The sequence below is a fragment of the Agrobacterium sp. ST15.16.055 genome (assembly GCF_027956555.1).
GTDB classification, from domain to species: Bacteria; Pseudomonadota; Alphaproteobacteria; order Rhizobiales; family Rhizobiaceae; genus Agrobacterium; species Agrobacterium salinitolerans.
In genome coordinates this window covers 23,157-39,582 of record NZ_JAQKGN010000021.1, presented here as the reverse complement: position 1 = coordinate 39,582, position 16,426 = coordinate 23,157, and the positions used below count along the sequence as shown (strand labels likewise).

Sequence of the window (16,426 nt, the reverse complement as noted above, 5' to 3'; positions counted from 1 at the left end):
GGCCCAGTCAGGAGTAGACAGTTGAACTGGATCACCAATTACGTTCGGCCGCGGATCAATTCCATGCTTGGCCGCCGCCCGGAGGTTCCGGAGAACCTATGGATCAAGTGCCCGGAAACGGGCGAGATGGTCTTCCACAAGGATCTCGAGGACAACAAGTGGGTCATCCCGGCGTCCGGTTACCACATGAAGATGCCGGCCAAGGCACGCCTTGCCGATCTTTTCGATGATGGCGTCTATGAGGCCTTGGTCCAGCCGAAGGTCGCACAGGACCCCTTGAAGTTCCGCGATTCCAAAAAATACACCGACCGTCTGCGCGACAGCCGCACGAAGACCGAACAGGAAGATACGATCCTTGCCGGTGTGGGCCTCTTGAAAGGCCTGAAGATCGTCGCCGTCGTGCACGAATTCCAGTTCATGGGCGGATCGCTCGGCATTGCCGCCGGCGAAGCCATCGTCAAAGCCTTCGAGCGCGCCATTTCCGAGCGCTGCCCGCTGGTGATGTTCCCGGCCTCGGGCGGCGCGCGCATGCAGGAAGGCATTCTTTCGCTGATGCAGCTGCCACGTACCACGGTTGCCGTGAACATGCTGAAAGAAGCCGGCATGCCCTATATCGTGGTTCTGACGAACCCGACGACCGGCGGCGTCACGGCCTCCTACGCCATGCTGGGCGATGTGCATATCGCCGAGCCGGGCGCCGAGATTTGCTTCGCAGGCAAGCGTGTGATTGAGCAGACCATTCGCGAAAAACTTCCCGAAGGCTTCCAGACCTCGGAATATCTGCTTGAACACGGCATGGTGGACATGGTGATTGACCGCCGCGAAATCCCCGACACGCTCGCCAATATGCTCAAGATCATGACGAAGGCGCCTGCTGAGAAAGCAAATGCGGTCGTCCCGCTGGCCGCTTCGGCCTGAGGAAAAAAATATGTCGCCCGGAGGCATAAATTGCCTTCGGGATGATGCTATACGTTGCCTGATTTCATTTTTGGGGCGGCGGACAAATGGCAAGCAAAACGCCTGAAAGGCGAACGGAAGACATGACGAAGCCCGCGATCGGTGAGGCCGAAAAGATCATTGAAGAGCTGATGCAGCTCCACCCCAAGGGCTTTGATCTTTCACTCGACAGAATTTCCCGTCTTCTCGAAAAACTCGGCAATCCGCAAAACAGAATGCCGCCAGTGATCCACGTGGCGGGCACCAATGGCAAGGGCTCCGTCAGCGCCTTTTGCCGTGCCCTGCTCGAGACTGCAGGGCTCTCTGTCCACGTTCATACCTCGCCGCATCTGGTAAATTGGCACGAACGATACCGTATTGGCGTGGCGGGCGATAAAGGCCGTTACGTCGAAGACGAGATATTTGCGGATGCGCTGCGCCGCATTGAAGCTGCCAATGCTGGTCAGACAATCACGGTTTTCGAAATCCTGACTGCGGCTATGTTCGTGCTTTTTGCGGAACAGCCCGCCGATGCTGCGGTCGTTGAGGTTGGCTTGGGCGGCCGTTTCGATGCGACCAATGTCATCAATAACCCGGCGGTTTCCGTCATTATGCCAATCTCGCTTGATCACCAGGCTTATCTCGGCGACCGCGTGGAACTGATCGCTGCCGAAAAGGCCGGTATCATGAAAAAGGGCTCGCCTGTCGTCATTGGCCACCAGGAATATGACGCCGCACTAGACACGCTTGTCGCGACGGCCGAACGTATTGGTTGCCCGGTCTCCGTTTATGGGCAGGATTTTTCCGCCCATGAAGAATTCGGCCGCATGGTCTATCAGGATGAGTTCGGCCTGACGGATGCGCCGTTGCCAAGGCTTCCCGGCCGCCATCAGCTCGCCAATGCCGCCGCAGCGATCCGCGCTGTGAAGGCAGCCGGTTTTGAGGTGACGGAACGGATGATTGAAAAGGCCATGACCTCCGTGGAATGGCCCGGCCGTCTTCAGCGCATCCTGACCGGCAAAATCGCTGAAATGACCCCGAAGGATTCGGAAATCTGGATCGATGGCGGTCATAACCCCGGTGCGGGTGAAGTGATTGCCGAGGCCATGGCCGGCTTTGAGGAAAAGACGCCGCGCCCGCTCTTCATCATCGCGGGCATGATCAATACCAAGGATCCGGTGGGGTATTTCAAGGCTTTCGCCGATATAGCCGAATATGTCTTCACCGTGCCCATCGGCGGCACGGATGCGGCGATCGATCCCGTCGTGCTTGCCCATGCCGCTTTTGATGCCGGTCTGGTGGCAGCGCCCACATCGTCGCTGACGCATGCTCTGGAAGAGCTGTCGCGCCGTTTTAATGCCGAAGGACCAGCGCCGCGCATCCTGATCGGGGGCTCGCTTTATCTTGCCGGCAACGCGCTTGCCCTTAACGGCACGGTTCCCCAATAAAAAAAGCCCGGCAGCGATGCCGGGCTTTCTCATTCCATTGATATTGCTTATGCGGCGCCGGAAATCCAGGCTGAGAGCGCTGTCTTGGGGGCAGCGCCAACCTTGATGTCGGCCACTTCGCCGCCCTTGAACATGGCGAGCGTCGGGATGGAACGCACACCGAACTGGGCCGCGAGTTCCGGGTTTTCGTCGATGTTGAGCTTCGCGACCTTGACCTTGCCGGCCAACTCGGACGAAATTTCTTCAAGGCTCGGCGCAATCATCTTGCACGGGCCGCACCATTCAGCCCAGAAATCCACCACGACGGGTTCGGCGGATTCGAGGACTTCGGACTGGAAGTTGGCGGCATCGACTTTTACGGTAGCCATATCTGGCTCTCCTTTCAGTAAATCTTTTCCGCTATCGATGTGATGCGGGCGCGTCGAAATTTCAATGCCCCGGTATCTCACTTTGTCTTTATTGCGGCAAGTGCCTCCGCCATGGCATCGTCACCAACCCGCACGAAAGCGGCATTTTCCGTATAGATCAGCGCGCAGACAAATTCCTTGCCGGGATAAAGCGGTGCAAGAATTTCGCGATAGATCGCAAGCTGCGCGGTGTGGGAGAAAGGTATCTCGCGTGACGTGCGCGGCGGAACCCGGTTTGTCTTGTAGTCGACCAGAATGACCCGATCACCGTCTACCGCCAGCCTGTCGATGCGGCCGGAGACGGCATAGTGCTGCCGGCCGAGGGTCATCGTGCCCATGATCGACACTTCCGCACGGCTGTTGGCGGAAAAGGCCGGCTGCACCGCCGGTTCGGAGAGAACCCGCAAAACCGCCTGGATCAAATGTTCGCGCTCACTGGCAGGCCAGAAACGCGCTGCACGTTCGGCATAACGTCGGGCTGCCTCTTCCCGCTCGCTTTCCGCAAAATCCGGCAGGGCTTGCAGCATGCGATGCACCAGCTTGCCCCTTTGCAGGGCAAGGCTGGAAGCTTCCGTTTTTTCCCCGAACAGTGGTGAACGCACGGCCAGATCGTCCGCGCCGTCATCAATGATGGTGCCCGCACCCGATGGGCTGAGCGGCCTTGGCAGGGAGGGCAGGGCAGGCAGGGGTGCAAGAAGGCCTAGCGGAAGCTTGTGGTCTTCTTCCTGCTGGGTTTCCGCCGGCTTCTGCGGCGCAGGTGCCTGGCGTGCTTCAGACTTGCGCCAGACAAGCCCCTGCCATTCCTCGCCATCGGCACTGAACAGTTGCGGCTGGCAATGATCCTGATTCTCCGCAAGCGCCGCCTTGACGATGGCGTGCCAACATTCAGGGTTTTCTTTCTGGCCGCGATAACCACAGACGACAAGATGATCGGCGGCGCGCGTCATCGCCACATAAAGCAGCCGTCGATATTCGTCTTCCGCTGCCGTTTTCAGGCGTTCTTCGTCCGAGCGAATGAGGTGGTTGGAAAAGCCGCTGCCGGGCAGCCAGACCGGGAAGGCGTCTTCAATCGCTTCCACGAAGCGCAGTTTCGGCACATGGCTGTGGTTGAAGGCTTTCGAGCCGCCATCCACCACAAAAACCACCGGTGCTTCCAGCCCCTTGGAGGCGTGCACGGTCATGATGCGCACTTCGCCGCGATCCTTGTCCTGCTCGCGCTTCACTTCCGGTGAATCGGTTTCCAGGACGGAAAGAAAGGCCTGAAGGCCGGGCAGGCCAGTTCTTTCGTAATCCAGCGCAAAGGACAGGAACTCGTCGAGAACGTCGCTCGCTTCGTTGCCAAGCCGTCCAAGGAATTTTTTGCGTCCGTCATGCAGGGTCAGAACAGCCGCGAAAAAATCATGCACTGTGGCGGTTTTCGACAGTGAAACAAAATGCCGAAGTTTGTCGGTGACGATGGATAAACGGCTGGTTTCTTGGCCCGAAAGGACTTGCAGCCTCTGCCACACGCTCTCCGTCTCGGATCGCGTGGCGGCGATCTCGAAGACATCGTCTTCCGTCAGGTTGAAGAGCGGGCTTTTCAGCAGCGCCGCCAGCGAAAGATCATCTTCCGGCAGCACCACGAACCGGCCAAGCGCCAGAAGGTCCTGTACGGCGATATGGTCGGTCAGACGGAGGCGGTCGGCACCGGCGACGGGAATGTTCTTGCGCCGCTTCAACTCGCGGGTCAGCGCGTTGACGAAGGCGGCGCGTTTTCTGACAAGCACGAGAATGTCGCCGGCCTCGATAGCGCGCTCCACGCCTTTTTCGATGATAGTTTCGTTTCCGATCATGTCGGCAATGCGCGCGGCGATACGGCGGGCGACGATCGTGGCCGGCGCGCTTTCCCGCAGCGCATCGAAGGGGGCCGTCCAGTCTTCTTCATCCTCTGTGGTTTCCGGCGCCACCATATCCCACACTTCAACGGTGCCGGGATGGCCGGCGCGGTTGGAACGATGTTCGACTGGCTCATTATCGGCACTGAGGCCGCTCGCATTTTGCGGGATCGAGAAGACCTGATCGACGGCGGCCAGCACATCTTCAGTGGAACGGAAGGAGAGCGGCAGGCGGATGCGATGAAAGGCCTGCTCCACCTGATCGACACGCCTTTGGGTCTCGTCGCGCTCCTGCGAGAACCGTTCCGGCCGGGCGCCCTGAAAGGAATAGATCGACTGTTTTTCGTCACCCACAGCAAACAGCGTCCGGCGTCCCATGCGGGCGCTTTCTCCGGTGAAGAAATCCGCCGCCAGCGACTGGATGATCGACCATTGCACCGGGCTGGTATCCTGCGCCTCGTCGACCAGAATATGGTCGATGCCCTGATCCAGCTTGTAATGCACCCACGCACCCGCCGTATCGCGGTTGAGCAGATTGGCGGCGCGCTCGATAAGGTCTTCGAAATCGAGTTGGCTGCGCTGCTTTTTCAGATCCTCGAAATCGCTGATCAACCGTTCGGCCAGCACAAGGGCGCTTTTTGTCGCCGCTAGCATGCGCACCAGACGATAGCGATTGCGGCAGGCCACGACATGGTCGCGCGCCAGCGTCAGCGCATCGACGAGATCAGGCGCGGATTTCTGCATGCCCTTGTTGATGACGTAGGCATCCGATTTCCTTTCGCCTTTGGCTGTCAGAAGCGCCGCTTCGATGAATTCCATCCGCCGCACCGGGTCCGACTGCCGTTTTGCCTCCCGGAGCGCATAAGCGACCTCTATGACGCGTGATCCTCCCACCTCGTCAGCAAGGGTTAGATACGTATCGAGCGCAAGGCCCGAGAGGCCGGGCAGAGGCCAGAAGGCGGCCGCAGCGGTTTCTTCGGTTTCCCCATCTGCGATCTGCATCGCCTGCCGCAACCGCGCATCAATGCCGCCCGACTGTTTGGCATCGAGCAGAAAGCCACGAAGGGCACTGCGATTGGCGATGATGGCGGAAAGCAGCGATTCCAGCCCGCTTTCGTCAGCCAGATCGAGCACGTAAGCGAGCGATTGCGCCAGCTCCTCGTCCCGCTCCGTCGAAACCGCCGTCAGAAGCGAACGGCGTGCTTCGGCGAGCAGCGTTGTTGCGGCGCGGTCGTCAAGAACGGAGAAATGGCCGGCGACATTGGCCTCCAGCGGGAACTGGTGCAGCAGGGCTTCGCAGAATGCGTGGATGGTCTGGATTTTCAGCCCGCCCGGTGTTTCCAGCGCCTTGGCGAACAGCCTGCGCGCTTCGGCAAGCTTGATGCGATCCGGTACCTTGCCTTCGATGGCGGCGATGCGGTCCTTGAGATCGGAATCCGGCAAAGTTGCCCATTCCGCCAGCCGGTCGAACACGCGGCTCGACATTTCCGATGCTGCGGCCTTGGTATAGGTGAGGCACAAAATCGCCGAGGGGCGGCACCCGGCCAGAAGCAGGCGAATGACGCGCTGGGTCAAAACATGGGTCTTGCCGGAGCCGGCATTGGCCGACACCCAGGCGGAACTTGCGGGATCGGAGGCAAGCCGCTGACGGGCACTGGTCCAGTCGATCCAGCTTTCAGGCGTATCGCCGGCGGGTCCGGCGTCAAACGGATCAATCGTCATCGCCGTCTCCCGGTTCCGCCGTCGACCACTCCGAAACCCGCGCGAGGTGGTCATATTCCCCGCCATAGGATTGCTGCTCTTCCGGCACCAGCCGTGAGGCGAAACCGTTTTCACCTTCGCGCAGCGAGCGCACGAATTTCGCGAGCTGGTCGATCGATTCCGTTGCCAGTTCGATAGCGGATTTCGGTGGTCTTTTGCCGCTTCGGCTGGAATGTTCGTTATTCACCTGATCGGCAAAAAATCGGTCTCCCGGTCGCAGGCGTACATAAATGAGGTTTTCGGGCGTGGGCGAACCCGTTTCGCGGAAGGCACCGCGCATCAGTGCCGCCGCTTCCAGCGCCAGCTGCGGGTCGAGCAGCGCGCGCGCCTGATTGACGGAAGGCGCAAGTCCTGTCTTGTAGTCGATAATATCCGCCTGACCGTTTGTCTTGATGTCGATGCGGTCGGCGATCCCAGTCAGCCTTATGCCCGCTTCGGCAATTTCCTGCCCGGCGCGAGCCTCGTAGAAGCTGTGGCGAATGGATGGATGACGTTCTTTTTCCCAATCGATGAAGGCGCGGGCCACCGCCGCAAAACGCGGACGCCAGATGACATCCACATGCACAGGCAGGTTTTCCGCGTCGAAACAGTCGTCGAGAATGCGTTGCATCGCCTCAAGCGAGGCCGGTGTGCCGGGAATATGCCCCTCACGGGAATAGCGCTCGATAATCCCGTGATAGAGCGTGCCGCGATCGGCGGCGTTCGGATCGCGATTGAAGGGGGCGAGCGGGTCCAGCTTCAGGATGCGCCGCGCATAGATTGAATAGGGATCGCGGCGCAGACGTCCCACTTCACTGAAGGAGTAGCTCTTCGGCTGCAGATCGGCCGGCGGTTTGGGGGCAGGGCGCTTTGCCGTTTCCTGATTGATGTTTTCATCCATCAGACCCGCCCAATGGCGATAGGTCTCGCCGCGCTTCCTCAGTTGTTCGGCGAAATTTTCGCCGCCCAGCGCCAGCAGCCGTTGCAGCCAGCGGGAGGCGACGGCCGGGGTGGAGCCCTGCCTCAGCGCCCGGGTGTAAAAGATTTGCCGGGTACCGTTCGCCATCTCGAAGTCATGCGCGAGCTGTCCGATGCGCCGTTCCGGCGGCTCCAGCCCGATGGCGGTCTTCATGCTGCGGGACAGGAACGGATTGTTCGCCGTCTGGCCGGGCCAGAGCCCTTCGTTGAGACCGCCGATGACGACGGTGTCGACGCTTTGCAGCCGTGCCTCCAGCGCGCCGAAGATGAAAATGCGCGGATGGCGCATGGATCGTGGCTTGATCGATTCGCCTGCCACCAGCGCTGCAAAAATATCGATCCATTGCGGCCCGTCGGCGTCGAGGATCTCGCCGCTCTCCATCAGTTCCGCAAACAGGCTTGAGAGCTTGTCTCCCGCTTCGCCGGACCATAATGCGGCCAGATCATTGCTGTCGTCGGCACAGATGGCCTCGATGACCCGGCCTGTCCGCCCGGCCCAATCGGAAAGCGGCAATTTATCGGTGAAGGCGCGGCCGGAGCGGTCACGACGAATGAAGGCGGAGCCGAGTGGCTCCGTGGCAATGGCGATCCGCCGCGCGAGATCACGGGCCGCATCGACACTTCCCTCCGGCAGCGCCACCCGCCATGCGGGCGGGTGCCGGTCATCACGCTGTGCAAGGAGTTGCGTATCGAGAACCACCTCGAGATTGCCTATCTCGGTTTCGACACGGCCGCCGCGCAGCGCGATCAGCTCCAGCGCTTTGGAGGCTCTGATAAAAGCATCGCCGGAAAGCCCGAAGCGGGCGAGGGGATGCTTTAGAAGCGAAATGATCGGCACCGGGTCTCCGGGCCTGAGAATGGCTTCCAGCGCGAGTTGCGTCAGTCCTGCCTGCGGCGTGGCCGAAAGCGGCGTACCGGCCGAATCGTCTGCCTCGATGCCAAAACGTTGCAACTCTGTCGCGACCCGCCGCGCCAGTCCGCGGTCGGGCGTTATCAGCGCCGCCTGAGAGGGTCGTTCAGGCCCCGGAGCCTCCAGCGCCAGCCGGAGCGCCACCGCGATGGCGGTTGCCTCTTCACGCTCATTGGCGGCCTCGATCAATGTGGCCGCCGCGAAGGCTTCGTCGAAAAAGCCGGGTTCCCTGTCTTCGCGCCAACGGTTCCAGTCGCTTGTGGATTTCGCGGGCGCGAGTGCGGTCGAAAACACCGCCGCCCGTTTTTCCAGATCACGATCAAGAGCGCCGATCTGAACCACCTCGTCCCTGAGCATGCCGAGCTTCTGCAGCAGCATATAAAGCCCATATTGCGAGTGCGTGCGGCTCGAAGGATCGGTGGGGTCCTCGGCAATCGCCTGCCATTGCTCTTCGGGCATGGCAAGATCGAGTCCCGGCAGCACGACCGTACCTTGCGGCAGGGCGGCAACGGCGGCGATGAGATCGGCGGCGGCCGGAATGGAGCCCGTGGAGCCCGCCACGATGATCGGCCCCGTGTCCGGCAAACTGGCAAGCCGGTCCGCTTCCGCTCGCAGGATGGCGTTGCGATGCCGGCCTGCGGAGGAACGGTTGAGTTCGGCAAGCCGCGCCGGCCAGAAGACGCTGGCGATCTTCAGGAAGTCCGCCGTCAGCTGCCACCATTGCGCATGTTCGCCGGTATCGAGATGCTGAAGCGTCTCCCAGTCCTTTTCTTCGGTATCCATGGCATCGATCACCTCGCCGAGCGCCCGCGCGAGCCAGATGGCATCCGCGGGGCTGGCAGGGGCGACGAGCGGTGAATCCGAATGGATCGCCCGGATGGCGTCAGGCAGGCTGTTGCGCCAGGCGAGTATGAGGCGTGCCAGTTCGATCAGCCGGCCGGTGCCGGAAATCGGCGGCGCCAGATCCATGATCTCAGGATTTTCGATATCGAAGAAACCGCTATCGTCATCCGTTTCACCAAGAGGCCGGATCAGCGGCAGAATGGCGGATCGGCCGCCCAGAAGATCGACGAATTCGGAGCGCAGCACGCGCGCAGAGCGCCGCGTCGGCACATAGATCGTCACGCTCGCAAGCGAAAGAGGATCGGTCGGATCATATCTATAGCCTGATGTCAGCCGCCCGTCACACAGCGTTTCCGCGAGCGTTTTGAGGAACGGTGTTCCCGCAGCGATCGTCAGGACGCGCTTTGCGTGATGGGTGAGCGTCATGCGAAACGTTTTTCCCTGAATTGCCGGATGATGCTTTCCGCATCGTCAATTGCATCAGGCGTTCCCACGGTAATCCAGTGGCCATCCAGCGACAGCCCGAAAAGCCGGTCTTTTTCAATGGCGCGGTCGAAATAGATATTGAGGTTGAAAGCGTCCGCCGGCGCATCGTCAAGCAGCCGCGAATCCATGGCGATGGCGCCGGCATAAACCACCGGGTTAGCGTCACCGTCGCGATAGCGAGCCAGCTTTCCGTCGTCGGCTAGGTCGAAATCCCTCTTGCCGTTGTGGCCGGTGGTGCGATCCATGTCGACACAGAGCAGGGCCATGTCCATGCGGGCCGTGTCAAAGAATTGCGCAAGCTTTCGCAGATTGCTGACGGCGTTCAATTGCTCGCCGATCCAGAAAAGATCGGCGTTCATGACAAAAACCGGGCCGGGCTTCAGAAGCTTCAGGCCCTTGGCCAGCCCGCCGCCGGAATTCATCAGCTCCGACCGTTCGTCGGAAATCAGGATTTCGGCGTCTGCGCGGTTTTCGAGATGGGCGATCATCTGTTCGGCATGGTGATGCACATTGACGACGATGGTTTCAGTCCCGGCTTCGACAAGGGCGTCGAGCGCGTAATCGATCATCGGCTTGCCGGCGATTTTCACAAGCGGCTTTGGGATCGTATCGGTGATCGGGCGCATCCGTGTGCCAAGCCCGGCGGCCAGCACCATCGCGTTTTTGATCGTCATCGTGGTCAACCGTCTTTCAGTTGTCGAATTCCATGCCCATGCGCAAGCACCAGTCCTTGAGCGGCGCGAGTTCCGGATGCGAAAGCGCTGCACTGAGATAACGGAACGTCCTCGGCATATGTTTCATATAACCGGGTTTCTTGTCCCGTTCCAACAGCCTCACCCAGATGCCTGCAAGCTTGCAGTTGCGCTGCGCCGACATGATGGCGAAAGCCTTGAGGAATGTGGTCTCATCGAAAGCGGGCGTCGCTTTTCTGCTATCGAGATAATGCGAAAGCAGGCGTGTCTGCAATTCGGGAGAGATGGTAACCCGCGCATCCTGCACGATGGAAGCGAGATCATAGGCGGTGGGGCCAATCATCGCATCCTGAAAATCGATCAGGCCGACCTGACGGATGCCGCTGTTCTGCGCCTGCCAGAGAATGTTCGGCGAATGGAAGTCACGCAGCAGAAGCCCCGTCTCGCAGCCGGCCAGCGCATCGATCAGGCCGTCCCAGATGGCGTAATAGTCCTGTTTCTCGCCATCGGTAAGCGCTCCGCCGCGTTTATGGGGCAGATACCATTCCACCAGCAGCGAGACTTCGATCTTCATCGCCTGCCGGTCGAAGGGAGGAATGTCGTAGGTGCTGCCATCGCGCATCGGCAGCAATGCCGGGGGTGGTGTCTGGTGAAGGGCGGCGAGACAGGCGACACTTTGAAGATAACGCTCTTCTATTGGTGTGCCGTCGGCAGCCAGCACGCCCTCCCGTCCGAGGTCCTCCAGCAGGAGAATGCCCTGATCGACATCCGCAGCCAAAATCTCCGGCGCGCAGAAGCCGCTGTCTCGCAGATAATCGCCGATCGCCACGAAGGAGCGGGCATCCTGGGCAAGATGGGCGATTTCCGCATAGGTCTTGCCATCCGCAACGATCGCGCCTCTCATGGGGCGGCGCCAGTCCATCAGAATAAGCTCGGGACCATCGGTGGAAATCGTCTCATAGGCGCGTGTGGAGGCATCGCCACTCAGAAAACGGCGGGTCGCATCGCCTCTACCACTTTTCGCCAGGAATTCACGAATGGCGAAAACACGGTCGAGCCGTGCTTTTTGTTGTGCGGGAGCCTCTATTACGGCCACGCGGCCTTCGCCCGAATGCGTCAGCCGCAGGGTGATCGTCTGCTCCGGCGGCAGAACCTCTGCGGCGATGTCAGGCCACTCGATCAGGCAGACGCCCTCCTCCAGCATCTCGTCAATGCCGAGTTCATCCAGCTCCGAAACATCCGAAAGCCGGTAGAGATCGAGATGGGCGACGGGGATTCGGGTGGCATAGGTCTGGATGATGGTGAAGGTGGGGCTTGGGACCTCAAGATCGGGTTCATCCGCCATCGCCCGGATGAAGGCACGGGCGAGCGTGGATTTGCCGGCGCCGAGATCACCGATCAGCGCCATGCAATCGCCGGGCTTCAGGGCCAAGGCGAGGTCTTCACCGAGCCTTATGGTGTCCTTTTCTCCCGCCAGCGAAATGGTGATTGGCAAGATCTCTCGGCTCATTCTGCGGCGATGGAGTGCGGCCGTGTGGCGGAGGGAATACGGCAGGTGACGATGGTGCCGTTGCCGGGGCGGCTGTCGATGCTGACGGTGCCATGATGCAGGCTGACGAAGCTTTCGACGATGGAAAGGCCAAGCCCCGCACCGGTCCGCCGTCCGCCATTGCCACGCGTCGCAAAGCGGTCAAACACCGTTTTCAGCATGTCTTCGGGAATGCCCGGCCCCTTATCCGCAACGGAGAATACGAAGTCGCCTTCGCTGCGCTGGCAGGAGAGCTGCACGGAGGAACCTTCGGGTGCGAAGTTGATCGCATTGGTCAGGAGCTTGATGAGAATCTGCTTCAGCCGCTGGTGGTCGGCCACCAGACTGCCGAGATGGGCAGGCGCGACGATCTCGAGCGAAATGCCGCTTTCCTGCAGCCGGTCGGCGATCTGCACCGAAACATCGTCGAGCAACTCGTTCAGATCATTATCCGAATAATTGAGCTGCATGATGCCTGCATCGACGGTCGCGAGATCGAGAATATCGTTGACGATGGTCAGGAGAACGGAGGACGAGGTGGAAATATGATCGAGATATTCCGCCTGCCGTTCCGTCAATTGGCCGATGCCGGGGGTCTTCAGGAGATCGGTGAAGCCGATTATATTGGTCAGTGGCGAGCGCAACTCGTAGGAAACATGCTGCACGAAATCGTTCTTCAGCTCGTCCGCCTTCAGAAGCGCGTCGTTCTTTTCCTTGAGCGCCCGCTCGGCGCGCACGCTGTCCGTCATGTTGACGAAGGTCAGCATTGTCTGCGCATCCGGCAGCGGAATGATCGCATAATCGAGCACGAGGCCGGAAAGCAGTTCCAGCGTTCCCTGCCGCGACGGCCGTTCGTCATCGAAGCTGGTGATGAACTGGCTGAAGGCGCGCCAGCCGTCCGGTCCGTCATAGGATTGGGCGCAGGCGGTTTCTATGGCGCGAATATGCGTGCCCGTTTCAGCCTGTTCAGCGGTTACACCCCAGAGGGCCCGGAATGCGGGGTTGGACAGGCGAATGCGCCCGTCTGCACCGAATACGGCGACACCTTCTGCCAGATGGTCGATGGTTTCGCCCTGCACCTTCACCAGGGTGTTGTAGCGCATCTGAAGATCGACCTGCTCGGTCAGGTTCTCGAAAACCCAGGTCGCGCCACCCTGCGGATGCGCGGTGGCGATGACCCGCAGGGTCTGGCCATTGGGCAGGTGCCAGAGATCCGTCTTGGTATCGAGCGAACGGTAGACGGAAAGCGCTGTCTCCTTCCAGTTCTTCCAGTTCAGCTGCTCCGGCAATTTGCCGGCGCTACGCAGCCTGTCCAGAAGTTCGGAATTATCAGGGCCCGACTCCAGGAAAACCAGATCGAAACCCCATAGGTTGGCAAAAGCCTGATTGTAGAATTGCAGCCGCTGCCGACCGTCGAAAATGGCGACGGGCGTCGCCAGATGATCGAGCGTTTCGGCGTGACTTTTCAAAACTCGCTTGAGTTCCTCGCTGATGGTTTCCGCTTCGGTGGCATCGATGGCGATACCGGCTGATCCGCCCGCCGTCTTGATGTCGACAACGTCGAAGAAGCTGCGGTTACCGGAAACGACTGTCGAAATGCGGTCGTGATAGGGCGATTCCGGCGTCGCGGCCGCGCGTATCTTCTGCCGGGTAACCGTGTTCAGAAGTTCGCGCTTTTCCTGAACCGCCTGCTCGGCATTTCGCGCATCTACTGCATGGGCATAAGCGTGGTTGACCCAGGTGAGTTCACCCTCGCCATTACGACGCCAGACGGGCTGTTCGATGGAATCGAGAAGTTCCTGAAATGTCGATACGGAGGCGAGCAGACGCTCGCGCTCGACCTGCAATTCAGCGAGTTCGGCGCGCAGATTGTTGAGGGCTATGAAACGCGCAAAGGCGTTTCCGCCGGAAACCCGGCCCTGAACTTCAATGACTTCGCCGCGCTGCGTCTCGATGGTCAGGTCGAAGCTCTGGGCGTGGCTGCGCAGTTTCTCGATGGATTTCTCAAGCTGGCTTGCGGATGCCGGCTTCAGCCAGCGGCCGAATGCCAGAAAATCCTGGTCCGCTTGCGGCACACCGGTCTCGGCTGGTAGCTGGCCCAGAAATTCCGGACGTTTGTCCGCACCGTCCCAGATGACAATGCGGCGGCTCTTGTCGGAAATCAGCGCCTCGTATTTCGCGATCTTGTGGTGGGACTGCGCAAGCGCCTGTCGGTATTCGCTGCTTTCCGCCTCGATATTACCGCGCTGGCGCACCAGCCAGACAACAGAAAACAGCGTTGCCGAAAGCATGCCGACGAAAAGCGAATAGGTGATGGTTTCTCCGGATGAGAACAGCCGCGCGCCGGTCTTTGCCACAAGGCCGTCCTGCGCCATCGCAACGGTTGTCGAGCCGGCGAGAACCGTGCCCGAAAGCAGGACAGGTAGCCTCGCAAAGCCTGTCTGAACCGCACTGACGACCAGCCGGCAACGCGCAAGAGCCGCACTCAATGCCACGCCCGCATGCGTGTTTTCAAGGCGTTGAACTGTCTGCTTGCGCAGATCCGAATTTTGAACCGTCATCCCCGGTCTGTCTCCGTCCTATGTGCCGCATCTTCGACAAGACATCCCATTTCGTCCCCGCCGCCCTTTGGCGTGTCCGAATCAAGTCTGCTGACAATACCGTCTTCATAAATCTGCGGGAAGTGAGCGCGCAAAAAAGATGCCGTGCGCTTTGTCAAGCGCACGGCATCTAGATATTGTGTAATTTCAGTGGATATTAACTATGAAATTAATATCTGTAGTGTTCCGCCTTGAACGGACCTTCCTTCGAGATGCCGATATAATCTGCCTGAAGGTCGGAAAGTTCGGTCAGGCGCACGCCAAGCTTCTCGAGATGAAGGCGCGCGACCTTCTCGTCGAGGTGCTTGGGAAGCACGTAAACTTCATTCTTGTATTCGCCCTGCTTGGTGAAGAGCTCAATCTGGCCCAGCACCTGGTTGGTGAAGGAGGCCGACATGACGAAGGACGGGTGACCGGTGGCGTTGCCGAGGTTCAGCAGGCGGCCTTCGGACAGAAGAATGATGCGGTTGCCCTTCGGGAACTCGATCATGTCGACCTGCGGCTTGATGTTCGTCCACTTCAGGTTACGCAGCGAGGCGACCTGAATTTCATTGTCGAAGTGGCCGATATTGCCGACGATCGCCATGTCCTTCATCTCGCGCATATGCTCGATGCGGATCACGTCCTTATTGCCTGTCGTGGTGATGAAGATGTCAGCGGAAGAGACGACGTCTTCCAGGCGAACGACCTCAAAACCGTCCATGGCGGCCTGAAGCGCGCAAATCGGGTCGATTTCGGTCACCTTCACGCGGGCGCCAGCGCCCTGCAACGAGGCTGCGGAACCCTTGCCAACGTCGCCATAACCGCAGACCACGGCAACCTTGCCGGCCATCATCACATCGGTCGCGCGGCGAATGCCGTCGACGAGAGATTCCTTGCAGCCATACTTGTTGTCGAACTTCGACTTGGTGACGCTGTCATTGACGTTGATCGCGGGGAAGGGCAGCAGGCCCTTCTTGCTGAGATCGTAGAGACGGTGAACGCCGGTCGTCGTTTCTTCGGTGACACCCTTCAGCGCGTCGCGCTGCTTGGTGAACCAGCCGGGCGAAGCCTTGAGGCGCTTGTTGATCTGCGCGAAGAGGATTTCCTCTTCTTCCGAACCGGGATTGGACAGAACGTCCTCACCGGCTTCGGCGCGTGCGCCGAGCAGGATGTACATGGTGGCGTCGCCGCCGTCATCGAGGATCATGTTAGAGAGACCGCCGTCGGTCCACTGGAAGATCTTGTCGGTATATTCCCAATATTCCGTCAGGCTTTCACCCTTGACGGCGAATACCGGAATGCCGGTTGCTGCAATGGCTGCCGCCGCATGGTCCTGCGTCGAGAAGATGTTGCAAGAGGCCCAGCGAATCTCCGCGCCCAGTTCCTTCAGCGTCTCGATGAGAACGCCGGTCTGGATCGTCATGTGAAGAGAACCGGTAATACGTGCGCCCTTCAGGGGCTTGCTTTCACCGAATTCCTTGCGGCAGGACATCAGGCCCGGCATTTCGGTTTCGGCGATGTCCAGCTCCTTGCGGCCGAATGCGGCAAGGTTGATATCGGCGACGATGTAGTCCTTCTCAAGGCTCATAAGGTTCTCCAGATCAGAAACGCCGCGCCTCACAGCCCGGCTTTTAAACGTAGCTGCGGTTTAGCAGGCCACGAACGATCTGGCAATGATGATATAAAGAAGTCTTTATGTCTTTATATGTGCCGGCTCAGGCTTCTTCGCCGAAGCGGTCGGCGACCAGCGCCTCCAGTGCTTCCAGCGCTTCTTTCGCCTGATTGCCGCTTGCCTCGACATAAACGCTGCAGCCGGGGCTGGCCGCCAGCATCATCAGGCCCATGATGGAGGTGCCGCCAACGGTCATGCCATCCTTGGAAACCGTGATCGTCGCGTCGAAACCTTCAACCATCTGTACGAATTTGGCAGAAGCCCGGGCGTGGAGACCGCGTTTATTGATGATCGGTAGTTCCCGGGAGAATGGCGACATGGGCTGACTTC

Annotated in this window: 10 protein-coding genes; 2 read left to right on the top strand and 8 right to left on the bottom strand. The window is 59.9% G+C overall.

Annotated features, from left to right (window positions below; genetic code table 11):
• Nucleotides 1-21 precede the first annotated feature (21 nt).
• Nucleotides 22-918 (top strand): acetyl-CoA carboxylase, carboxyltransferase subunit beta, encoded by an 897-nt coding sequence (gene accD, locus PL599_RS21600; RefSeq protein WP_137412378.1) that lies wholly within the window; start codon nucleotides 22-24, stop codon nucleotides 916-918.
• A gap of 86 nt (nucleotides 919-1,004) precedes the next feature.
• Nucleotides 1,005-2,384, top strand: a complete 1,380-nt coding sequence (locus PL599_RS21595; RefSeq protein ID WP_269825256.1) for a bifunctional folylpolyglutamate synthase/dihydrofolate synthase — start codon at nucleotides 1,005-1,007, stop codon at nucleotides 2,382-2,384.
• A gap of 47 nt (nucleotides 2,385-2,431) precedes the next feature.
• On the opposite strand, the gene trxA is transcribed toward PL599_RS21595, so the two are convergent.
• From trxA to PL599_RS21555, 8 genes are all read right to left on the bottom strand, one after another.
• Nucleotides 2,432-2,752, bottom strand: a complete 321-nt coding sequence (gene trxA / locus PL599_RS21590) for a thioredoxin (protein ID WP_003505361.1) — start codon at nucleotides 2,750-2,752, stop codon at nucleotides 2,432-2,434.
• A gap of 77 nt (nucleotides 2,753-2,829) precedes the next feature.
• Entirely contained in the window at nucleotides 2,830-6,387 is a 3,558-nt protein-coding gene (gene addA, locus PL599_RS21585) for a double-strand break repair helicase AddA (RefSeq protein ID WP_269825255.1), read from the bottom strand.
• A complete protein-coding gene (gene addB, locus PL599_RS21580) occupies nucleotides 6,377-9,562 on the bottom strand; it encodes a double-strand break repair protein AddB (protein WP_269825254.1) in 3,186 nt (1,061 codons plus the stop codon). Before addB ends, addA begins: the two co-directional genes overlap by 11 nt.
• Nucleotides 9,559-10,296 carry a nucleotidyltransferase family protein gene (locus PL599_RS21575; RefSeq protein WP_269825253.1) on the bottom strand — a complete coding sequence of 246 codons (738 nt, stop codon included), beginning with the start codon at nucleotides 10,294-10,296 and terminating at the stop codon, nucleotides 9,559-9,561. Before PL599_RS21575 ends, addB begins: the two co-directional genes overlap by 4 nt.
• Nucleotides 10,297-10,312: 16 nt before the next feature.
• Nucleotides 10,313-11,824 carry a tRNA (adenosine(37)-N6)-threonylcarbamoyltransferase complex ATPase subunit type 1 TsaE gene (gene tsaE, locus PL599_RS21570; RefSeq protein ID WP_269825252.1) on the bottom strand — a complete coding sequence of 504 codons (1,512 nt, stop codon included), beginning with the start codon at nucleotides 11,822-11,824 and terminating at the stop codon, nucleotides 10,313-10,315.
• On the bottom strand, nucleotides 11,821-14,403 hold the full coding sequence (locus PL599_RS21565) for a sensor histidine kinase (protein WP_269825251.1): 2,583 nt from the start codon (nucleotides 14,401-14,403) through the stop codon (nucleotides 11,821-11,823). The genes tsaE and PL599_RS21565 overlap by 4 nt, the downstream gene beginning before the upstream one ends.
• A 208-nt stretch (nucleotides 14,404-14,611) precedes the next feature.
• Nucleotides 14,612-16,012, bottom strand: coding sequence for an adenosylhomocysteinase (gene ahcY / locus PL599_RS21560; RefSeq protein WP_271359873.1), 1,401 nt, complete (start codon nucleotides 16,010-16,012; stop codon nucleotides 14,612-14,614).
• A gap of 127 nt (nucleotides 16,013-16,139) precedes the next feature.
• Nucleotides 16,140-16,415: an HPr family phosphocarrier protein gene (locus tag PL599_RS21555; RefSeq protein WP_003521181.1), complete on the bottom strand. Its 276-nt coding sequence runs from the start codon at nucleotides 16,413-16,415 to the stop codon at nucleotides 16,140-16,142.
• Nucleotides 16,416-16,426 lie beyond the last annotated feature (11 nt).